This is a genomic window from Pseudomonas sp. MS15a(2019), from assembly GCF_013277805.1.
Lineage (GTDB): Bacteria > Pseudomonadota > Gammaproteobacteria > Pseudomonadales > Pseudomonadaceae > Chryseomonas > Chryseomonas benzopyrenica.
The window spans coordinates 351107-372045 of sequence record NZ_VBTN01000001.1 but is presented as its reverse complement, the minus strand read 5'-3'; the positions used below and the strand labels follow the sequence as shown (position 1 = coordinate 372045).

Genomic DNA, 20939 nt, shown 5'->3' with positions numbered 1-20939 from the left:
CCCAGGCAGCGCCTATTAGGCGTTGCCCTTGATCCTTAGCTGCAGCGCCTGGGTGAAGTCAAGCATGCGCTTGAGCGGCTTGACCGCCCGGGGGATGAGGGCTGGATCGACCAGCACCTCGCCGGAGCCGTCGAGCAGGCAGTTGAGGGTGCGCTCCAGGGTATTCATCGCCATCCAAGGGCAGTGGGCACAGCTGCGGCAGGCGGCGCCGTTGCCGGCGGTGGGCGCCTCGATGAAGGTCTTGTCCGGACAGGCCTGCTGCATCTTGTAGAAGATGCCGCGATCGGTGGCGACGATGAACTGGCGATTGGGCAGCGTCTGGGCGGCCTTGATCATCTGGCTGGTGGAACCGACATGGTCAGCCAGTTCGATCACCGCCTCGGGCGATTCCGGATGCACCAGAATGGCGGCCTCCGGGTAGAGCCGCTTGAGGTCTTCCAGCTGGCTGGCCTTGAACTCCTCGTGGACGATGCAGGAGCCTTCCCACAACAGCATGTCGGCACCGGTCTCGCGCTGGATGTAGCGACCCAGGTGACGATCGGGCGCCCAGAGGATGGTCTCGTCGTTGTCCATCAAGTGCTCGACGATATCCAGCGCGCAGCCGGACGTCACTACCCAGTCCGCGCGCGCCTTCACGGCGGCGGAGGTGTTGGCATAGACGACCACGGTGCGCTCGGGGTGCTGGTCGCAGAAGGCGGAGAATTCGTCCACCGGGCAGCCCAGGTCCAGGGAGCAGGTGGCTTCCAGGGTCGGCATCAGCACCCGCTTTTCCGGGTTGAGGATCTTGGCCGTCTCGCCCATGAACTTGACCCCGGCCACCACCACGGTGGACGCCGGATGGCGATTGCCGAAGCGGGCCATCTCCAGGGAATCGGCGACGCAACCGCCGGTCTCCTCGGCCAGGGCCTGGATCAGCGGATCGGTGTAGTAGTGGGCCAGCAGTACCGCGTTCTGCGCCTTGAGCTCGCGGGCGATGGCGGTCTTGTAGGCCGCGATCTCGTCCGGACCGAGCGCCTTGGGCTGCTTGGCGGCCAGATGGGCCTGGACCAGGAGACGTTCGGAAATCTGCACCATGGCGGGTACCTGAAAACGGGGGTCGTCAAGGCCGCGCATCATAGCAGCATCCTCGCCGACTCCCTATGGTCGCCCGCGGCTCCTCCGTGATGAGTGGCCATGTGCCGCTAATGTCTGGCAACACTTGGCTTTTCACTTCTCCAGCGGCCGGGGGTCCGACACAGGAACGCCCGGCGAGCGTCTCGCCGGCCCCTGCTGCTGGAGACCTATCGTGCCGCCCCGTTCGACCTCGCGCTCCCGGACCCCCGATCACGCTCTCGCCACCCTCCTCGATGAGCTACGCGCCCTGCACGGCGCTCTGCAACAGGCCAGCGCGGACCCACGGCTGGATCGGCAGGCGCTCAATCCCGCCTACCGGGCCAGCGCGCAGAACCTGCTCGCCTATCTGGCGTTGCGCGACGGCGATCTGCATGACCTGCAGCTGCAACTCTCCGCCCTGGGGCTGTCGTCCTTGGGGCGCTCCGAAGCTGCCGTGCTGCCGACCGTGGCGACCCTCATCAACACCCTGGAGCGCCTGCTCGGTGGCCGCCCGGCGGCGCGGCCGACAGCCAGGGCGGCCAATCCCCTGGCCGACCATGCGCGGGCACTGTTCGGCACGCCCGCCTCCGCGCGGGAGGTCCGCATAATGGTCACCTTACCAAGCGAGGCCGCCGAGGATTACTCGCTGGTACGCGACCTGCTGGCGGGGCATATGGATTGCGCGCGCATCAACTGCGCCCACGACGAACCGGCCAGCTGGACGCGCATGATCGAAAACGTGCGACGGGCCAGCGCGGAGCTGGACCAGCCCTGCAAGGTATTCATGGACCTGCCGGGCCCCAAGCTGCGCACCGGGCCCATCGCCACGGGCGTGGCGGTAAGGAAGGTGAAGCCCGAGCGCGACGCCCAGGGTCGCGTCCGCCAGCCGGCGCGGATCTGGCTGACCGGCCGCCGCCGGCCGCGACCGGCGCCCTCCCCGGCGGCTGCCAGTCTCCAGGTGGGCGAACGCTGGCTGGCGGGCCTGCAGGCGGGCGAGCGGATCCAGTTGCGGGACGCGCGCCAGGCGCAGCGCCGCTGGACGGTCGTCGAGGTCGGGGACCGCGGCTGCTGGGCGGAGGCGACCAAGACCTCCTACCTCGCGCCCGGGCTGCGCCTGAGCGTCGCGCGCGATGGACGTAAGCGGCACAGCCGCATCGGCGACTTCGCCCCGCAGCCGGGCGCCCTGCGGCTGGCCGAGGACGATCTGCTGATCCTGACCGCCGACCAGACGCCCGGTCGCCCCGCCAGCCAGGACAGCGGCGGCCGCCTGCTGACGCCCGCGACCCTCGGCTGCACCCTGCCCCAGGTGTTCGCCGACGTCCGTAGCGGCGAGCCGGTCTGGTTCGATGATGGCAAGATCGGCGGGCTGATCGAGCGCGCCGACCAGGATGCGCTGCAGATCCGCATCACCCACGCGCCGGGCGGCGCCAAGCTCAAGGGCGACAAGGGCATCAATTTTCCCCAGAGCACCCTGCGGCTGGCCGCGCTGGGCGACCAGGACCTCGCGGCCCTGGCCTTTGCCGCCGAGCATGCGGACGGCATCGAGATGTCCTTCGTCAACAGCGCGGACGACGTCCGCGCCCTGCTCGCGGAACTGGAGCGCCTGCAGGCCGAGCACCTGGGTGTGGTACTGAAGATCGAGACCCGCCGCGGTTTCGACAACCTTCCCGCACTACTGGTGGCGGGCATGCAGCGCGGTGGCTTCGGCGTGATGATCGCCCGCGGCGATCTGGCGGTGGAAGGCGGGTTCGAGCGCCTGGCGGCGCTGCAGGAAGACATCCTCTGCCTGTGCGAGGCGGCCCACGTGCCGGTGATCTGGGCGACCCAGGTGCTGGAGAATCTGGCCAAGAAGGGTTCGCCTTCGCGCGCCGAAATCACCGATGCCGCGACCGGGGTGCGCGCCGAGTGCGTGATGCTTAACAAGGGCCCGCACATTCTCAAGGCGGTCGCCACCCTGGATGAATTGCTGGTGCGGATGCAGGGCTACAACAGCAAGAAGCGCCAGTTGCTGCGCAAGCTGGAACTGGCCTCGCCCTGGGCGGACTGATCCGCCCGGGACTGGTCGGGCCTAGAGCACCTGCAGGCGTCCTGCTTCCAGGCGCACCCGGGCGCCATAGGGCCAGGCCTGGTTGTCCGGGCCATGGCCGCTGGGCAGGCCGCGATAGAGGGCGATGCCACGCGGCGCCAGCCATTCGGCGAAGATCTCTTCCAGCGACTGCTCGACGTTACGCTGCGGGCAGGCGGTGAAGGTGCCCAGGCAGACCGCGCCGATGCGGTGCTCGGTGAGGTTGCCGAGCAACTGGCAGAGGCTGCGTTCCAGTCGATAGTAGGGTTCGCCGACGTCTTCCAGCATGAGGATGGCGCCGTCATGGGGGCGCAGGGCGGCGGCGGTCCCGACCACGCTGGCCAGGGTGGTCAGGTTGCCGCCGATCAGTTCGCCGGCAGGTACCTGGGCCGGACCGGCCAGGCGCTCCAGCTGCCACGCCGGACGACTGCCCGCGCACAGTTCCAGGACCGATTCCAGCGAGCGGGTACGCGCCGCCTGGGTGGCCGGATCCTCGTCGCGGCGCCCCCAGTCCAGGGCGCCCGGGCCGTGGATGGCGGTGAGACCGCGGCGGTGGAAGGCCTCCAGCAGCACCGTCAGGTCGGAATAGCCGATCAGCGGCCGGCCCTTGCTGCTGGACAGGCGCGACCAGTCCAGCCACGGCAGCAGTTGCGCGGAACCGTAGCCGCCGCGCAGGCACCAGACGGCATCCACGTCTGCCTGGCTGAACGCCCAGTGCAGATCCGCGGCCCGCTCCTCGGCGGTGCCGGCGAGATAGCGATGGCGCCTGAGCGCCTGCTCGCCCAGGATCGCTTCGATACCGGCGGCCTGCAGGTGTTCGATCGCCGCCGTGACCAGCGCTTCCTTGACCGCACCCGCCGGACTGACCAGCGCCACTCGCCGCACGGGGTTCATTCCAGCACCTCCACCGGCATGCCGGCTTCGATCACGCCACGGCCCAGGGGGATGACGTTCATGCCGAACAACATGCGGTTGTCATTGAAGCGGTATTCGCGCAGCGCAGTCAGCGGTTGCCGATCCGGGTCCTTCTCGCCGGTCACCGGATCCTGGGTGATGACGATGCAGCGCGCGCAGGGACAGGCCACGGCGAAGTCCACCGCACCGATGCGCAGTCGCTTCCAGCCGTCCTCGGCATAGGCCGGAGTACCCTCCACCACCAGATTCGGCCGGAAGCGCAACATTTCCAGCGGCTTGCCCACGCGCGCCACCAGATCGGCCAGGGAGGCCTCGCTGGTCAGCAGCAAGGGAAAGCCGTCGGCGAAGTGGACCTTCTGCCCGGGCTCGGCGAAGTCGGTGTTGATCTGGCGGGCATGGCTTTCGGCGACGTGCACCAGACGGCAACGACGACCGAGGAAGTCGCTCAGCCAGGCATCGGCCTCGGCGGCCACCGGTGCCTGCAGGGTATCGCGCCAGATGGTCACGCCGAGTTGCTCGTCTGCCGCGCCCGGCACCGCCACCTCGATCGGCGTCCGTCCCGGTGCGCTCAGGCGCAGGCGGTCAGCGGCCAGCCAGCGCGCCTCGATCTGATTCATCTGCGCCAGTTGGCGCAGGGTCAGGAAGCGGCCGGTGTCGGCATCTACCACCATCCAGCGGCGATCACCCACCAGGCCCAAGGCGTCCACCTCGGCCTGCGCCAGGGATTCCACGGCCGTCGACTTGACGGGATAACGATAGAGGGCACTGAGGTGCGACATGGGCGCGGCTTCCTGGCGGCGGACAAAGGCCGCCAGTGTAAGGGAGGCGCCGGAGCGGCGAAACCGCGGGAACTACTCCTCGGCCAGCGCCAGGCGCCGGCGCACTTCCTCGACCAGTTGATCGGGCTGGAACTTGGAGAGGAAGGCGTTGCAGCCCACCTTTTTCACCATGGCTTCGTTGAAGCTGCCGGACAGCGAGGTGTGCAACACCACATAGAGGTCGGCGAGGCGCGGATCCTGGCGGATCTCGGTGGTCAGGCGGTAGCCGTCCATTTCCGGCATCTCGGCATCGGTCAGTACCATCAGCAGCTTCTCGGTCAGCACCACGCCTTCGTCAGCCCAGGCCTTGAGCTTACGCAGGGCCTGCAGGCCGTCGGTGGCGACGTGGAATTTCAGATCCAGCTGCACCAGGGTGTCGCGCAACTGGCCAATGGCGGTGCTGGAGTCGTCGACCAGCAGCACCTCGCGGCCGCGGGCCTTGGCCAGCAGCGGATCGGCCAGGCGCTCCTGGGAGACCTTGACGTTGTAGGGGGCGATCTCCGCCAGCACCTTTTCCACGTCGATCACCTCCACCAGGCGGTCTTCGATGCGGGTGATGGCGGTCAGGTAGTGCTGGCGTCCGGCGCCGCCGGGCGGGGCCTGGATGCTGTCCCAGTTGAGGTTGATGATGCGATCGACGCTACCGACCAGGAAGGCCTGCACCGAGCGGTTGTACTCGGTGACGATGATGGTGCTGTTCTCGTCGGGGGTGATGGGTCGCATGCCGATGGCGGCGGCCAGGTCGATCACCGGCAGGGTCTGGCCACGCAGGTGGACCACGCCGCAGATCATCGGATGGCGCTTGGGCATCTGGGTCAGGCGCGGCAGCTTGAGGACTTCCTGCACCTTGAACACGTTGATGGCGAACATCTGCCGGCTGGACAGCTGGAACATGAGAATTTCCAGACGGTTCTCGCCAACCAGCTGAGTGCGTTGATCGACGGTGTCGAGAATGCCGGCCATGGAAAGTCCACTCCAAAGATAAGTCAGGTCACAGGCTATCGGCGGCTGACGCCAGTTCTTGAGTCCCGGAAATAGGAAAGCCGCCCGAGGGCGGCTTCCAGAACGGACGCGCGGATCAGGCGCGCGGCAGGGTCACGCCGCGCTGGCCCTGGTACTTGCCGCCGCGATCCTTGTAGGAGACCTCGCAGGCCTCGTCGGATTGCAGGAACAGCATCTGGGCCACGCCCTCGTTGGCGTAGATCTTGGCCGGCAGGGTCGTGGTGTTGGAAAACTCCAGGGTGACGTGGCCTTCCCACTCGGGCTCCAGCGGCGTGACGTTGACGATGATGCCGCAGCGGGCGTAGGTGCTCTTGCCCAGGCAGATGGTCAGGACGTCGCGCGGAATGCGGAAGTATTCCACGGTGCGCGCCAGGGCGAAGGAGTTCGGCGGGATGATGCAGACGTTGCTGACCACATCGACGAAGCTCTTGTCATCGAAGTTCTTCGGGTCCACCACCGCGGAATGGATGTTGGTGAAGACCTTGAATTCGTTGGCGCAGCGCACATCGTAGCCGTAGCTGGACACCCCGTAGGAGATCACCCGGCTGTCGTCCGCGCCGCGCATCTGGCGCTCGACGAAGGGCTCGATCATGCCGTGCTCCTGGGCCATGCGGCGAATCCACTTATCCGATTTGATGCTCATGGCAGGTCTGGCTCCGGGGCGAAAAAATTGACCGCGCATTCTAGTGGATAGCCGCGCGGTCTCAAAGGCGAACGGACGAAATCAGTCGTCGCTGACGGTGATGGTGGGCATGCCGCCGCCGGCCTGACCGCCCTGGGCGATACGAGCGCCGACCTTGCGCGCCAGCTCCTGGTAGATCAGCGCGATCTGGCTGTCGGGATCGGCGATGGCGGTGGGACGTCCGGCGTCAGCCTGCTCGCGGATGGCCATTGCGAGCGGCAAGGAAGCCAGGAGATCCACGCCGTACTGCTCGGCCAGCTTGCTGCCGCCGCCTTCGCCGAACAGGTGCTCGGCGTGGCCGCAGTTGGAGCAGATGTGCACCGCCATGTTCTCCACCACCCCGAGCACCGGGATGTTGACCTTCTGGAACATCTCCACGCCCTTCCTGGCGTCCAGCAGGGCCAGGTCCTGGGGCGTGGTGACGATCACCGCGCCGGCCACCGGCACCTTCTGCGCCAGGGTCAGCTGGATGTCGCCGGTGCCCGGGGGCATGTCGATCACCAGGTAGTCGAGGTCATTCCAGGCGGTTTGCGTGATCAGCTGGATCAGGGCGCCAGAGACCATGGGACCGCGCCAGGCCACCGGGGTCTTGTCATTGGTCAGGAAGGCCATGGACATGACCTCGACGCCATGGGCCTGCAGCGGGATGAACCACTTCTCGTCGCGCACCTCGGGGCGGGTGCCCTCGGCGAAGCCGAACATGATGCCCTGGCTGGGGCCATAGATGTCGGCGTCCAGCACGCCCACCCGGGCACCTTCGCGAGCCAGTGCCAGGGCCAGGTTGGCGGCGGTGGTGGACTTGCCCACCCCACCCTTGCCCGAGGCCACGGCGATGATGTTCTTGACGTTGCCCATGGCCTCCAGCTGCGGCTGGGCCGCGTGGGGCGCGATGGTGCAATCGACCTGAATCTCGGCGGTCTCGACCCCGGGTACGTTCTCCAGCGCGGTCTTGAGCACCTGGGCCAGGCCACCCTTGAACAGCCCGGCGGCATAGCCCAGCTCGAAGCGGGCCCGCACCCGGCCACCGTCCAGCGCGAGGTCGCGCAGGGCGCCGGCGCTGAGCAGGTCCTGTTCGAGATAGGGATCGTGATACTGGCGCAGCGCGGCCTCGATGGCCTCGCGAGTCGGAGCGGTCATGCAGACTCCCGGAAACAGCGGATAGGAAAGAGAAGCTGCGGCCTATGCTACCCACTGTCCTTGCTAAAGCCTATCCACGCGGCGCTACACTCCCGGCTTTCCCCTCGCCCGTGGAGCCCTGCGTGAACGCCTCTTCCTTGCACATCAGTTCCACCTTCGACAGCGGCGCCGTCGAGGTGCTGTCCCTGGCCGATCACGCGGATATCCGCCTGCGCATTCGCCCGGACACCGCCTCGCCCTTCACCCAGTGGTTCCATTTCCGTCTCGAAGGCGCCCGCGGCCTACCCTGCCAGCTGAGCTTCGACAACGCCGGCGCGTGCGCCTACCCAGAGGGTTGGCGCGACTATGGCGTGGTCGCCAGCTATTGCGGGCAGGAGTGGTTCCGCATTCCCACCCGCTACGACGGCAAGACCCTGAGCTGGACCGTCACCCCGGAACACGACAGCCTGTTCTTCGCCTATTTCGAGCCCTATCCGGAGAGCCGTCACCTGGCCTTCGTTGGTGAGGCGCAACGCCACCCCGCCGTCCGTCTGGAAACCGTCGGCCGTTCGCTGCTGGGACGTTCGCTGGACCTGCTGCGCATCGGTACGCCGGGCGCTGGCAAGAAGAACATCTGGATCATCGCCCGCCAGCACCCCGGCGAGCCCATGGCCGAGTGGTTCGTGGAAGGCCTGCTGCGTAGGCTGCTCGGCCTGGGCGAACACCAGGGCGATCCGGTGGGCGCCAAGCTGCTGGAGCGGGCCGTGCTGCACGTGGTGCCCAACATGAATCCCGACGGCTCGGCGCTGGGCAATCTGCGCACCAACGCCGCCGGCGCCAACCTCAACCGCGAATGGCTGGAGCCGGACGAAGGACGCAGTCCCGAGGTGCTGGCGGTACGCCGCGCCATCGCCGCGAGCGGCTGCGACCTGTTTCTCGACATCCACGGCGACGAGGCCCTGCCCTATGTCTTCGTCGACGGCTGCAATGGCCTGCCCAACTTCGGTGAGCGCGAAGAGGCCGAGCAACAGGCCTTCCTGCAGCGCTTCCAACGTGCGAGCCCGGATTTCCAGACCCGGTACGGCTATCCCCGTGGTCACTTCGGCAGCGAAACCCTGAAACTCGCCACCAAGTATGTCGGCCATACCCATGGCTGCCTGGCCCTGACCCTGGAGCTGCCGTTCAAGGACAACGCCAATGACCCCCGCCCGGATGTGGGCTGGAACGGTGCCCGCAGCGCCGCCTTGGGCGCGGCCATGGTCAATGCCCTGTACTGGCAGCTGGCCGATCTCTAAATGCTCGAAGTCTGCTGCGCGTCGGCCAGACGGCGTTGGAAACTGCCTCAGAATGCTCATTTACCCGTTGTAAACTGCGCCTCTTCGGCAATTTCCGCCTTGCCTGGCGCTAGCTCGCAGGACTTCGCGCTTTTCAACGCCCATCCCCACGGATGAAACCGACCGGCCATTTCGCTATGATGGTCGGTCAACTTATCAGCGCCGCGATCCAGCCAAGACCATGACCGAGCCCCGCAAGATTCTCGTCACCAGCGCCCTGCCCTACGCCAACGGCTCCATCCACCTCGGCCACATGGTCGAGTACATCCAGACCGACATCTGGGCCCGCTTCCAGCGGCTGCGCGGCAACCAGTGCATCTATGTCTGCGCCGACGACGCCCACGGCTCGGCCATCATGCTGCGCGCCGAGCGCGAGGCGATCACGCCCGAGCAGTTGATCGACAACGTCAAGCGCGAGCACAGCGCCGACTTCGCCGACTTCGGCGTGGCCTTCGACAACTTCCACTCCACCCATGCGGAAGAGAATCGCGAGCTGTCGCGCGCCATCTACCTGAAGCTGCGGGAGAACGGCCACATCGCCACCCGTCCGGTCACCCAGTACTTCGACCCGGACAAGCAGATGTTCCTGGCCGACCGCTTCATCAAGGGCACCTGCCCCAAATGCGGCAGCGCCGACCAGTACGGCGACAACTGCGAGAAGTGCGGCGCCACCTATGCGCCCACCGAGCTGAAGGACCCCAAGTCGGCCATCTCCGGCGCGACCCCGGTGCTGCGCGAATCCGAGCACTTCTTCTTCAAGCTTCCCGACTTCGCCGAGATGCTCAAGGGCTGGACCCGCAGCGGCGCCCTGCAGGAATCGGTGGCCAACAAGATCGCCGAATGGCTGGACGCCGGCCTGCAGGAATGGGACATTTCCCGTGACGCGCCCTACTTCGGCTTCGAGATCCCCGACGCCCCGGGCAAGTACTTCTATGTCTGGCTGGACGCGCCCATCGGCTACATGGCCAGCTTCAAGAATCTCTGCGACCGTCGCGACGACCTGGATTTCGACGCCTACTGGGCCAAGGACAGCACGGCCGAGCTGTACCACTTCATCGGCAAGGACATCGTCAACTTCCATGCGCTGTTCTGGCCGGCCATGCTCGAAGGCGCCGGCTACCGCAAGCCCACGGCGCTGAACGTCCACGGCTTCCTCACCGTCGACGGCCAGAAGATGTCCAAGTCCCGCGGCACCTTCATCAAGGCGCGCACCTACCTGGATCACCTGAATCCCGAATACCTGCGCTACTACTTCGCCGCCAAGCTCTCGCGCCACGTCGAGGACATCGACCTGAACCTTGAGGACTTCGTGCAGAAGGTCAATTCCGACCTGGTGGGCAAGGTGGTCAACATCGCCAGCCGCTGCGCCGGCTTCATCCACAAGGGCAACGCCGGCCTGCTGGTGGATGCCCAGGCCGCACCCGAACTGGAAGCCGCCTTCCGCGCCGCCACGCCGAGCATCGCCGAGGCCTACGAGACCCGTGACTTCGGCCGTGCCATGCGCGAGATCATGGCCCTGGCCGACCGCGCCAACGCCTGGATCGCCGACAAGGCGCCCTGGGGCCTGGCCAAGCAGGACGGCAAGGCCGACGAAGTCCAGGCCATCTGCGCCCAGGGCATCGAGCTGTTCCGCCAGCTGGCGATCCTGCTCAAGCCGGTATTGCCCAACCTGACCGCCGCCGCCGAGGCCTTCCTCAACGTCGCCCCCCTGACCTGGGCCGACCTGGACACCCGCCTGGCCAATCATCAGCTCAACGCCTTCCAGCCCCTGCTCACCCGCATCGAACCCGCCAAGGTGCAGACCATGATCGACGCTTCCAAGGAAGACCTGGCCGCCCAGGCCGCGCCCGAGCCCGCCGGCAACGGCGAACTGACCAAGGCCCCGCTGGCCGAGACCATCGACTTCGATACCTTTTCCAAGGTCGACCTGCGCATCGCCCTGATCGAAAAGGCCGAATTCGTCGAGGGCGCCGACAAGCTCCTGCGCCTGACCCTGGACATCGGCGACGCCAAGCGCAACGTCTTCTCCGGCATCAAGAGCGCCTACCCGGAGCCGAGTCAACTCGAAGGCCGCCTAACCCTGTACGTCGCCAACCTAGCGCCGCGCAAGATGAAGTTCGGCGTCTCCGAAGGCATGGTCCTGGCCGCCGGCCCCGGCGGCAGCGAGATCCACCTGCTCAGTCCCGACAGCGGCGCCAAGCCCGGCCAGCGAGTGATGTGACAGCGACGGCGCCGAGAGCCTGCTCAAAGGCGAGCGAGCTAGCGACAAACAAGGCGAACATGGCTGAGGAAGCGGAGTTTACAAAGCGTAAATGAGCATTCCGAAGCCATTTTCAACGCAGTTTGGCCGACGCGCAGCCGACTTTGAGCAGGCTCTCAGGGCGCCGTTCTTCCCCCAGCCCCGACCCTGATCATGAACGCCCACGCTACTCTCATCACCGCTATCGACGCCCTGCTGCCGCAGACCCAGTGCGGCAAGTGCGGCCATCCCGGTTGCCAGCCCTATGCGGCGGGCATCGCCGCGGGCGAAGCGCACAACAAGTGTCCGCCCGGGGGCGCAGCCACCATCCTCGAGCTTTCAGCGCTGCTGCAGCGTCCGCCGCTGCCCCTGGATTCGCCCTATCCGGTGACGCCCAGCCAGCGCGCGGTGATCCGCGAAGCCGAGTGCATCGGCTGCACCAAGTGCATCCAGGTCTGCCCTACCGACGCCATCCTCGGCGCGGCCAAGCTGATGCACACGGTGATCGAGAGCGAATGCAGCGGCTGCGAACTCTGTCTGGCCCCCTGCCCCGTGGACTGCATCGATCTGGTGGCTGCACCCGCGCCGGTCGATCGCGTCGAAGAGCGCCAGCGCGCGCAGTACTATCGGCGCCGCTTCGATGCCCGCCAGGCGCGCCTGCAGCGGGACCGCGAGCGACTGGACGCCGAGCGCCAGCGCCGTCAGGTGCCACCTGCGACCGCCACGGTTGCAGAGCACCCCGCCACGGCGGAATCCTCGCTCAAGCCGCTGAAGATCGCTGCTGCCATGGCACGTGTCGCCCTGCAGAAGGCCGAACGGCAACTGGCCCAATACGGCACGCCCGCACTGGAAACCCAGGTGCAGCAGTTGCGTGAAGCCGCCCAGCAGGCCCAGGCGGCCCTCGACCAGGCGCAGCAAGCGCCCGCCACTGCCAGCGCACCTGCCCTGGCGACGCCAGCCGCCGATCCCGCCGCCCTCAAGCAGGCGCGGATCGCTGCCACCCTGGCGCGTGCCCAGCTGACCAAGGCCGAGCGGGCCTTTGGTACCGAGCCAACACCCGAGCAGAACGCGCAACTGGAAACCTTGCGCAGCGCCGCTCAGCAGGCGGCTCACCGCCTCGCGGCCCTGGAAGATCGAGTCGCCCGATGAACGCCGCCAAACGCCTGGAAATCTTTCGTCGCCTGCACGAAGACAATCCCGCCCCCAAGACGGAGTTGGCCTATGCCTCGCCGTTCGAGCTGCTCATCGCGGTGATCCTCTCCGCCCAGGCCACCGACGTCAGCGTCAACAAGGCCACTGCCCGCCTCTATCCGGCGGCCAACACGCCCCAGGCCATCCTGGATCTCGGGGTACAGGGTCTTTCGGAGTACATCAAGACCATAGGGCTCTACAACAGCAAGGCCAAGAACGTCATCGAGACCTGCCGGCTGCTGCTGGAACGCCATGGCGGCGAGGTACCCCAGACCCGCGAAGAACTGGAGGCCCTGCCCGGCGTGGGCCGCAAGACCGCCAACGTGGTGCTCAACACCGCCTTCCGCCAGCTCGCCATGGCGGTGGACACCCATATCTTCCGGGTCAGCAACAGAACCAATCTGGCCCCCGGCAAGAACGTGGTGGAGGTCGAGCTCAAGCTGCTCAAGGTGGTGCCGAAGGCCTACCTGCTGGATGCCCACCACTGGCTGATCCTACATGGTCGCTATGTCTGCCAGGCGCGCAAGCCCCGCTGCGGCAGCTGCCGCATCGAAGATCTCTGCGAATACAAGGCAAAAACCTCTGACGATTGAAAAAGGGCGTATCAAAGCCCTTCGGCGATTGAAAAAATCTTTTTTACCGGCCCCTGCTTTGTCGTTATAAGGTGCGCGAAAAGGTCCCGCCGCCCTGTCATGAGTGCGTGTGACCCTGTCCAGCCTTGCAGGAGTTACCAATGGCCGAAGACAAAAGCGATATCGATGTAGACGACGATTTCGAGACCGATAACGAGGCGCCCGAAACCGTCGATCCCGTCGAGCCCATCGTCAGCAAGACCAACCTGACCAAGCGGCGCCTGATCGACAACATGCTCGAAGAGCGCCGCCTGAAGCGGCAGCTCTCCGAGTACGACTTCGATCTGTAAGAGCCTGTTCAAAGTCTAGCGAGCTAGAGCCAAACAAGGCCTAGGCGGCCCCGCGAAAATAGCTGAGGAAGCGGATCGGACCCGCGCTCGGGTTTACGAGTAGTAAATGAGTATTCCGACCGGGCTGGCGACCCAGGCCATTTTCAACGCCGTTTGGCCGACGCGCAGCAGACTTTGAACAGGCTCTAAGCCATAAAAAACCCCAGCCTAGGCTGGGGTTTCGCGTTGCAGGGCCACCCTTACAGCAGGGTGCGACCCTTGCCGGCGGCGATCCGCATGCGCAGGGCGTTGAGCTTGATGAAGCCCGCCGCGTCCGCCTGGTTGTAGGCACCGCCGTCTTCTTCGAAGGTGGCGATGTTGGCGTCGAACAGCGACTCGTCGGACTGGCGACCGACGACGATGACGTTGCCCTTGTACAGCTTCAGCCGCACCACGCCGTTCACGTTGGCCTGGGAGGCGTCGATCATCTGCTGCAGCATCAGCCGCTCGGGACTCCACCAGTAGCCGGTATAGATCAGGCTGGCGTACTTGGGCATCAGCTCGTCCTTGAGGTGGGCCACCTCGCGGTCGAGGGTGATGGACTCGATGGCGCGGTGGGCCTTGAGCATGATGGTGCCGCCGGGGGTCTCGTAGCAGCCACGGGACTTCATGCCCACATAGCGGTTCTCGACGATGTCCAGACGACCGATGCCGTTCTCGCCGCCGATGCGGTTCAGTTCGGCCAGCACCGTGGCCGGGCTCAGCTCCTTGCCATCGATGGCGACGATGTCACCGTTGCGGTAGGTCAACTCGATGTAGGTCGGGGTGTCAGGTGCGGCTTCCGGGGACTTGGTCCAGCGCCACATGTCTTCTTCGTGCTCGGTCCAGGTGTCTTCCAGCACGCCACCCTCGTAGGAGATGTGCAGCAGGTTGGCGTCCATGGAGTACGGCGACTTCTTCTTGCCGTGGCGCTCGATCGGGATCTGGTGCTTTTCGGCGTAGTCCATCAGCTTCTCGCGGGACAGCAGGTCCCACTCGCGCCAGGGGGCGATCACCTTGACGCCTGGCTTGAGCGCATAGGCACCCAGCTCGAAGCGCACCTGGTCGTTGCCCTTGCCGGTGGCGCCGTGGGAGATGGCGTCGGCACCGGTTTCGTTGGCGATCTCGATCAGGCGCTTGGCGATCAGCGGACGGGCGATGGAGGTACCCAGCAGGTACTCGCCTTCGTAGACGGTGTTGGCACGGAACATCGGGTAGACGAAGTCGCGGACGAACTCTTCGCGCAGGTCGTCGATGTAGATTTCCTTGACGCCCATGGCCTGGGCCTTGGCGCGTGCCGGTTCGACTTCCTCGCCCTGGCCGAGGTCAGCGGTGAAGGTCACCACTTCGCAGTTATAGGTATCCTGCAGCCACTTGAGGATCACCGAGGTGTCCAGGCCGCCGGAATACGCCAGGACTACCTTCTTCACATCCGCCATGCCGTTCGCTCCCGTGTGTTGCGTTGAGTCGGAAAGCGACAAGTCTACTGGTCGCCTCGCCGCTTTTACAGGGGCGCGACGCACTCTGATGTCTGGGCGACATCCGGTCAGATGGATCAGCCCTTGGGTTTGGCGGGCGGTGCCGGGGTAGGCGCCGGCGGTTCGGCCGGATTGGCGGCGGTGCTGGTGGTTGGCGCGGCCGCTGGTTCGCTGCTTGCCGGCGCCCGCGAGAACACCAGGGTCACCCGGCGATTGAGCGAGCGATTGGCCTTGCTGGTGTTGGGTGCCACGGGATACTGCTCGCCAAAGAAGCGCAGCTCGATCTGCTCGGCGGCGAAACCCTTGCTCTTGAGGTACTCCATCACGGCGATGGCGCGCAGGCGGGATTCCTGGCGATTGTCCAACCGGGTGCCCTGGTTGTCGCTGTAGCCGGAGACGATGACGTGATTGACCGTCGGATCGGCCTTCAGGTACTCGTCGATGAGATCGAGCTTGGCCTTGGCGAGGTCGTCCAGGGTATCGCCGCCGCCTGGGAAGCCGACCTGGGAATGACGGATCTGCTCGAAGTTGACCGCCAGCAGCTTCTGGGTACAGGCCTGGAATTGCTGGTAGGCCGGCTCGAAGCGCACCGGCAGCAGCCGGACCTCGACCCGGTCGTCCAGGGCACCTGCCCTGCTCACCTGGGGCATACGCCCTTCCATCAGACCCGCCAGCAGGCGCTGCGCCTGCTGTGCGCTGGTGGCCAGCGCCTGTTCGCCCTCCACCACCTTGACCGAGCCGAGGCTGATGTCGCCGAGCCCCGGCTTCCAGGGCACTGCGGCCGCCTTGAGGTGGGCACTGCCCGCCGGCAGCCACTGGCCATTGGGCCGCAGCTCGAACACCGTGGCTTCGCCCGCGCGGCGCAGAAAGCCACCACTGCCGAAGCGCGGGATGGGCTGCAGCAGGCGACAGGCGAAGATGTCGCCCTCCACTTTCCATTCCACGCTCTCGAGCCGGCTCTGGAAGGTCATCCCCCAGGCCGGCACGGCGAGCAGCAGATAGGAAAGGAAGAGGTAACGCGGGCGCACGTCGGGCTCCGGAAAGAAAAAGTACCTGGGCTTCTTATCGGTCGAGGGCGCGGAAAACTTGAGCGCGGTCCCGCCGCACGGGTGCCGGCTACCCCCTTTTCCGGTAGCATTTCCCCACTTTCCCGCAGCCTGGAATCCCGCATGACCGACCGGATCACCCTTGCCCGTCCCGATGACTGGCACATTCACCTGCGCGACGGCGCCGCCCTGCCGCAGACCGTCGCCGACGCCGCCCGGGAATTCGGTCGCGCCATCGTCATGCCCAACCTGGTGCCACCGGTGCGCAACGCCGAACAGGCCGCCGCCTACCGCGAGCGCATCCTGGCCGCGCGTCCGGCCGGCAGTCGCTTCGAGCCGCTGATGGTGCTCTACCTCACCGACCGCACCAGCCCGGACGACGTACGCAGCGCCAAGGCCAGCGGCTTCGTGCACGCCGCCAAGCTCTATCCGGCCGGTGCCACCACCAACTCCGATTCCGGGGTCACCTCGCTGGACAACCTCTTCCCCACCCTGGAAGCCATGGCCGAGATCGGCCTGCCGCTGCTGGTGCATGGCGAGGTCACCCATGCCGAGGTGGATGTCTTCGACCGCGAGAAGCGATTCATCGACGAGCACCTGGTGCGTATCGTCCAGCGCTTCCCGACGCTGAGGGTGGTGTTCGAGCACATCACCACCGGTGATGCCGCTGCCTTCGTGCGCGAGGCCCCGGCCAACGTCGGTGCCACCATCACGGTCCACCACCTGCTGTACAACCGCAACCACATGCTGGTGGGCGGGATCCGGCCGCACTTCTATTGCCTGCCGATCCTCAAGCGCAACACCCACCAGAGCGCCCTGCTGGACGCCGCCACCAGCGGCAATCCCAAGTTCTTCCTCGGCACCGACTCGGCGCCCCATGCCCGTCACGCCAAGGAAGCGGCCTGTGGCTGCGCCGGCTGCTACACCGCCTATGGCGCCCTGGAACTCTATGCCGAGGCCTTCGAGAGCCGCAACGCCCTCGACCGCCTGGAAGGCTTCGCCAGCCATTTCGGTGCCGACTTCTACGGCCTGCCGCGCAATACCGAGACCGTCACCCTGGTGCGCGAGGACTGGCAGGCGCCGGCCTCCCTGCCGTTCGGCGACCATGAGGTGATTCCGCTGCGCGCGGGTGAAACGTTGCGCTGGCGGCTGGAGGTGGGCGTATGAGCATGGACGAGACCTTCAGCGACGAACTGGATGCCAGCCAGCCGATGTCCGACTCGCGCATCCCCATGGCGCGCCGCTTTCGCGGCTATCTGCCGGTGGTGGTGGACGTCGAGACCGGTGGCTTCAACGCCGCCACCGATGCCCTGCTGGAAATCGCCGCCACTACCGTGGCCATGGACGAGGAAGGGGTGCTCTATCCGGATCACACCTACTTCTTCCGTGTCGAACCCTTTGTCGGCGCCAACATCGAACCGGCGGCGCTGGAATTCACCGGCATCAAGCTCGACCATCCGCTACGCATGGCGGTGGGCGAAGAGCAGGCGCTGAGCGAGATCTTCAAGGGCGTGCGCAAGTCGCTCAAGGCCAGTGGCTGCAAGAGAGCCATCCTGGTCGGCCACAACAGCAGCTTCGACCTGGGCTTTCTCAATGCCGCGGTCTTGCGTTGTGGCCTGAAGCGCAATCCCTTCCACCCCTTCTCCAGCTTCGATACCGCTACCCTCGCCGGCCTGGCCTATGGTCAGACGGTATTGGCCAAGGCCTGTCAGGCGGCCGGTATCGAATTCGATAATCGCGAAGCCCACTCGGCCCGTTACGACACCGAGAAGACCGCCGAGCTGTTCTGCGGCATCGTCAATCGCTGGCGGGAGATGGGCGGCTGGGTCGACCTGGACTGATCGGACAACCGCCTGTCGCCCAGGACGCCTTTGATGAGATTTTGCCGCCTACAACTTTGACAATCATTCTCATTGTCATTAGCTTTGGCGGCACCTCCACTCATACAGCAGGCGATCCATGTACGTGTGTCTTTGCCGTGGCGTGACCGACAAGCATATTCGCGAAGCCATCTATGAAGGCTGCTGCAGTTATCGGGAAGTCCGGGAAAGCACGGGTTGCGCCACCCAGTGCGGCAAGTGCGCTTGCCTCGCCAAGCAGGTGGTCAAGGAAACCCTCGGTGAGCTACATGGTGCCCAGCAGCTCGCCTACGCTCTGGACGTCCCGCGCGTCTGAGCAACATCCCTGCAAAAAAAAGCCGGACCTTGCGTCCGGCTTTTTTATTGTCTAATCAAACGCTTACGGAAAGGATGGAAAAGCTTTCGATTACCGTTCGATTTTCGTCGATTTTTCAACAACTTAAGCTTTTGACAAAGGGCCCTTCCACGCTCAGACTGCCGGCAATCCCACCCGATTTGCAGGTCCGGCCATGAAAGGCGATATCACCGTCATCCAGCACTTGAACAAGATCCTTGGCAACGAACTGGTGGCCATCAACCAGTATTTCCTGCACTCGCGGATGTACAACGACTGGGGTATCCGCAAACTCGGCCATCACGAGTACAAGGAATCCATCGACGAGATGAAGCACGCCGATCGCTTGATCGAGCGCATCCTGTTCCTGGAAGGCCTGCCCAATCTGCAGGACCTGGGCAAGCTGATGATCGGCGAGAACACCCAGGAAATGATCCAGTGCGACCTGCGCCTGGAAATCAGCGCCGTGGCTGACCTGCGTGAAGCCATCACCTATTGCGAAAGCGTGCGGGACTACGTGAGCCGCGACATGCTCAAGAGCATCCTCGAGTCCGAGGAAGAGCACATCGACTGGCTGGAAACCCAGCTGAGTCTGATCGCCAGCGTCGGGATCGAGAACTACATCCAGTCGCAGATGCACGACGACGATTGATCGGGCAAACGCCCATAAAAAAAGCCCGCACGCTGCGGGCTTTTTCATGGGCCAAAGACTCAGGCGTCCTTGGTTTCCACGGCTTGCTTGATCAGGGTCTGCAGCTCGCCCTTCTCGTACAGCTCGGCCAGGATGTCGCTGCCGCCGACCAGCTCGCCGCCCACCCACAGCTGGGGAAAGGTCGGCCAGTTGGCGTACTTGGGCAGATTGGCGCGGATTTCCGGATTCTGCAGGATGTCGACATAGGCGAATTTCTCGCCACAGGCCATCAGCACCTGAGCGGCACGGGAAGAGAAGCCGCACTGAGGCGCGTTCGGCGAACCCTTCATGTAGAGCAGCACGGGATTGTTGGCAATCTGGTCTTTGATGGTATCGATGATTTCCACGATGCACCTCGCTAATACGGTGGGACGATTGTAACGGAAAGGCCGGTGGAACGCCGGGATTTCCGCGACGCCCAGCCCGTGACAGGCGCGGCTCGACCTGGCAATCGACCACGTTCCGACCCGGCCGTTCGCCACCGCCATGACCATTCGGAGCGGCGCCAGGCAAAACTTTGGCACCGGAGCCGTGGTCAGGTTAAGGGTAGGCGCCGCTCGGTGCGCCTGATCCAAGACCCAGGAGAATTCCATGAGCCTGTTCAGCAAGATCCTCTCGAAGCTCGGCATTGGTGAAGCCCATGCGGATACCCCCGCCGCTGCGCCCACCACCGGCGCGACCGATACCGCCGCACCCGCCGGCAGCCCGGCCGCCCCGACCGGCGCCACCCCCATGAGCCAGGTGGACGTCGCCGCCAAGCTTGACGGTCTGGCCGCCCAGAAAGGCGAACCGCTCAACTGGAAGACCTCCATCGTCGACCTGCTCAAGCTGCTCGACTTGGACAGCAGCCTGACCGCCCGCCAGGAACTGGCCAAGGAACTGAACTGCCCCGCCGACAAGATGGGCGACTCCGCCCAGATGAACATGTGGCTGCACAAGGCTGTTCTGCAGAAGCTGGCCGACAACGGCGGCAACGTCCCCGCCGACCTGCTGTAAGGCGCCTCCCCTACGCTACCCCGTCCCAGGCTAGCAGCCCGAAACGAAGGGCCTAGGCTGGGATGGTGGTAAAATGCGACATGAACTTATACCATTTCGCCTTTGGTCTTTCCGCCGTTTGAAACGGCATGCTCTCAGGTTCGCCGCGCCTTCCACGGACGGCCGTTACCGGGACGGGACGCTAGGGTAACGAAATGACGGTTCGCCACTTTCTCTCTTTCATGGATTGTTCCTCCGCGGAACTCCGGCAACTCATCGCACGGGGCATCGAGCTCAAGGCCCTGCGTAACCAGGGTGTGCTGCACGAACCCCTGCGCAATCGCGTCCTGGGCATGATCTTCGAGAAGGCCTCGACCCGCACCCGCCTCTCCTTCGAGGCCGGTATGATCCAGCTCGGCGGCCAGGCGATCTTCCTCTCCTCCCGGGATACCCAGCTCGGCCGCGGCGAACCCGTTCCGGACAGCGCCCGCGTCATGTCGAGCATGCTCGACGGCGTGATGATCCGCACCTACGCCCACGAGATGCTGACCACCTTCGCCGCCCATTCCCAGGTGCCGGTGATCAATGGTCTATCGGATGACCTGCACCCCTGCCAGCTGCTGGCCGACATGCAGACCTTCTTCGAACACCGGGGCGATATCCGTGGCAAGACCGTGGCCTGGATCGGCGACGGCAACAACATGTGCAACAGCTACATCGAGGCGGCCGAGCAGCTCGATTTCACCCTGCGCATTGCCTGTCCGGAAGGCTACGAGCCCAACCCGCGCTTTCTCAAACGGGCCGGCGACCGCGTGCGGCTGACCCGGGATCCGCGCAAGGCCGTGGCCCAGGCACACCTGGTCAGCACCGATGTCTGGACCTCCATGGGCCAGGAAGAAGAAACCCGTCTGCGCCTGGCAGCCTTCAAGCCCTACCAGGTCACCGCCGAGCTGCTCGATGGCGCCGCCCCCGAGGTGCTGTTCATGCACTGCCTACCGGCTCACCGCGGTGAGGAAATCAGCCATACCCTGCTGGACGATCCGCGCGCCGTGGTCTGGGACGAAGCCGAAAATCGCCTCCACGCCCAGAAGGCGCTGCTCGAATTCCTCATCAAGCCGCCGCTGCACGCCTGATCCTGGCGTAGGCCTCGGTTGCGCCAGGC

Annotated in this window: 20 protein-coding genes and 1 pseudogene; 12 read left to right on the top strand and 9 right to left on the bottom strand. The window is 65.5% G+C overall.

Translation table 11 applies throughout. The annotated features are described in order from the left end of the window. Nucleotides 1–15 precede the first annotated feature (15 nt). Nucleotides 16–1074 carry a quinolinate synthase NadA gene (gene nadA, locus FEZ61_RS01795; protein ID WP_026083760.1) on the bottom strand — a complete coding sequence of 353 codons (1059 nt, stop codon included), beginning with the start codon at nucleotides 1072–1074 and terminating at the stop codon, nucleotides 16–18. Nucleotides 1075–1285: 211 nt separating this feature from the next. On the opposite strand from nadA, the gene FEZ61_RS01790 reads away from it, so the two are divergent. Next, nucleotides 1286–3139, top strand: coding sequence for a pyruvate kinase (locus FEZ61_RS01790; RefSeq protein WP_173146875.1), 1854 nt, complete (start codon nucleotides 1286–1288; stop codon nucleotides 3137–3139). A 21-nt stretch (nucleotides 3140–3160) separates the two neighbouring features. On the opposite strand, the gene FEZ61_RS01785 is transcribed toward FEZ61_RS01790, so the two are convergent. From FEZ61_RS01785 to apbC, 5 genes are all read right to left on the bottom strand, one after another. Next, nucleotides 3161–4051, bottom strand: a complete 891-nt coding sequence (locus FEZ61_RS01785; RefSeq protein WP_064307205.1) for an LD-carboxypeptidase — start codon at nucleotides 4049–4051, stop codon at nucleotides 3161–3163. Further along, on the bottom strand, nucleotides 4048–4851 hold the full coding sequence (locus FEZ61_RS01780; protein WP_173146874.1) for an MOSC domain-containing protein: 804 nt from the start codon (nucleotides 4849–4851) through the stop codon (nucleotides 4048–4050). The genes FEZ61_RS01785 and FEZ61_RS01780 overlap by 4 nt, the downstream gene beginning before the upstream one ends. 72 nt (nucleotides 4852–4923) lie before the next feature. Beyond that, the gene (locus FEZ61_RS01775; protein WP_017640322.1) at nucleotides 4924–5853 is read right to left on the bottom strand and encodes a chemotaxis protein CheV; all 930 of its coding nucleotides are present in this window, start codon (nucleotides 5851–5853) and stop codon (nucleotides 4924–4926) included. 115 nt (nucleotides 5854–5968) lie between these two features. Beyond that, entirely contained in the window at nucleotides 5969–6535 is a 567-nt protein-coding gene (dcd, locus tag FEZ61_RS01770; protein ID WP_017640321.1) for a dCTP deaminase, read from the bottom strand. 81 nt (nucleotides 6536–6616) lie between these two features. Continuing rightward, nucleotides 6617–7711 carry an iron-sulfur cluster carrier protein ApbC gene (gene apbC, locus FEZ61_RS01765; RefSeq protein ID WP_093249286.1) on the bottom strand — a complete coding sequence of 365 codons (1095 nt, stop codon included), beginning with the start codon at nucleotides 7709–7711 and terminating at the stop codon, nucleotides 6617–6619. A gap of 122 nt (nucleotides 7712–7833) precedes the next feature. Between apbC and FEZ61_RS01760 the strand changes: the two genes are divergently transcribed. From FEZ61_RS01760 to FEZ61_RS01740, 5 genes and pseudogenes are all read left to right on the top strand, one after another. Then, a complete protein-coding gene (locus tag FEZ61_RS01760) occupies nucleotides 7834–8985 on the top strand; it encodes a M14-type cytosolic carboxypeptidase (RefSeq protein ID WP_017640319.1) in 1152 nt (383 codons plus the stop codon). 220 nt (nucleotides 8986–9205) lie between these two features. Beyond that, a complete protein-coding gene (gene metG, locus FEZ61_RS01755; protein WP_068384796.1) occupies nucleotides 9206–11245 on the top strand; it encodes a methionine--tRNA ligase in 2040 nt (679 codons plus the stop codon). Between the two features lie 171 nt (nucleotides 11246–11416). After that, nucleotides 11417–12412, top strand: a pseudogene (locus FEZ61_RS01750) (RnfABCDGE type electron transport complex subunit B); the annotation flags it as partial. Continuing rightward, the gene (gene nth, locus FEZ61_RS01745) at nucleotides 12409–13047 is read left to right on the top strand and encodes an endonuclease III (RefSeq protein WP_068384791.1); all 639 of its coding nucleotides are present in this window, start codon (nucleotides 12409–12411) and stop codon (nucleotides 13045–13047) included. The pseudogene FEZ61_RS01750 and the gene nth, both read left to right, overlap by 4 nt. A gap of 140 nt (nucleotides 13048–13187) precedes the next feature. Continuing rightward, nucleotides 13188–13376, top strand: a complete 189-nt coding sequence (locus FEZ61_RS01740) for a hypothetical protein (protein WP_068384788.1) — start codon at nucleotides 13188–13190, stop codon at nucleotides 13374–13376. A gap of 239 nt (nucleotides 13377–13615) precedes the next feature. On the opposite strand, the gene FEZ61_RS01735 is transcribed toward FEZ61_RS01740, so the two are convergent. Together FEZ61_RS01735 and FEZ61_RS01730 are read right to left on the bottom strand one after the other, a co-directional pair. Beyond that, nucleotides 13616–14833, bottom strand: a complete 1218-nt coding sequence (locus FEZ61_RS01735) for an argininosuccinate synthase (protein ID WP_017640314.1) — start codon at nucleotides 14831–14833, stop codon at nucleotides 13616–13618. Nucleotides 14834–14949: 116 nt separating this feature from the next. Then, complete coding sequence (locus FEZ61_RS01730) at nucleotides 14950–15900, bottom strand: OmpA family protein (protein WP_068384786.1); 951 nt, start codon at nucleotides 15898–15900, stop codon at nucleotides 14950–14952. A gap of 141 nt (nucleotides 15901–16041) precedes the next feature. On the opposite strand from FEZ61_RS01730, the gene pyrC reads away from it, so the two are divergent. The 4 genes from pyrC to bfr all read left to right on the top strand — a co-directional run bounded on the left by pyrC (nucleotide 16042) and on the right by bfr (nucleotide 18763). Continuing rightward, nucleotides 16042–17085 carry a dihydroorotase gene (pyrC, locus tag FEZ61_RS01725; RefSeq protein WP_064307216.1) on the top strand — a complete coding sequence of 348 codons (1044 nt, stop codon included), beginning with the start codon at nucleotides 16042–16044 and terminating at the stop codon, nucleotides 17083–17085. Then, nucleotides 17082–17759 carry a ribonuclease T gene (rnt, locus tag FEZ61_RS01720; protein ID WP_017640311.1) on the top strand — a complete coding sequence of 226 codons (678 nt, stop codon included), beginning with the start codon at nucleotides 17082–17084 and terminating at the stop codon, nucleotides 17757–17759. The genes pyrC and rnt overlap by 4 nt, the downstream gene beginning before the upstream one ends. Before the next feature lie 118 nt (nucleotides 17760–17877). Next, complete coding sequence (locus tag FEZ61_RS01715; protein WP_064307217.1) at nucleotides 17878–18093, top strand: bacterioferritin-associated ferredoxin; 216 nt, start codon at nucleotides 17878–17880, stop codon at nucleotides 18091–18093. 193 nt (nucleotides 18094–18286) lie between these two features. Beyond that, on the top strand, nucleotides 18287–18763 hold the full coding sequence (bfr, locus tag FEZ61_RS01710) for a bacterioferritin (RefSeq protein WP_017640309.1): 477 nt from the start codon (nucleotides 18287–18289) through the stop codon (nucleotides 18761–18763). 59 nt (nucleotides 18764–18822) lie between these two features. Here bfr and grxD read toward each other — a convergent pair whose 3' ends face one another. Further along, nucleotides 18823–19149 (bottom strand): Grx4 family monothiol glutaredoxin, encoded by a 327-nt coding sequence (gene grxD, locus FEZ61_RS01705; RefSeq protein ID WP_017640308.1) that lies wholly within the window; start codon nucleotides 19147–19149, stop codon nucleotides 18823–18825. 244 nt (nucleotides 19150–19393) lie between these two features. Between grxD and FEZ61_RS01700 the strand changes: the two genes are divergently transcribed. Both FEZ61_RS01700 and argF read left to right on the top strand, forming a co-directional pair. Continuing rightward, the gene (locus tag FEZ61_RS01700; protein WP_068384782.1) at nucleotides 19394–19798 is read left to right on the top strand and encodes a DUF3597 domain-containing protein; all 405 of its coding nucleotides are present in this window, start codon (nucleotides 19394–19396) and stop codon (nucleotides 19796–19798) included. A 194-nt stretch (nucleotides 19799–19992) separates the two neighbouring features. Continuing rightward, nucleotides 19993–20910 (top strand): ornithine carbamoyltransferase, encoded by a 918-nt coding sequence (argF, locus tag FEZ61_RS01695; protein ID WP_173146870.1) that lies wholly within the window; start codon nucleotides 19993–19995, stop codon nucleotides 20908–20910. The last annotated feature ends 29 nt before the right edge of the window (nucleotides 20911–20939 follow it).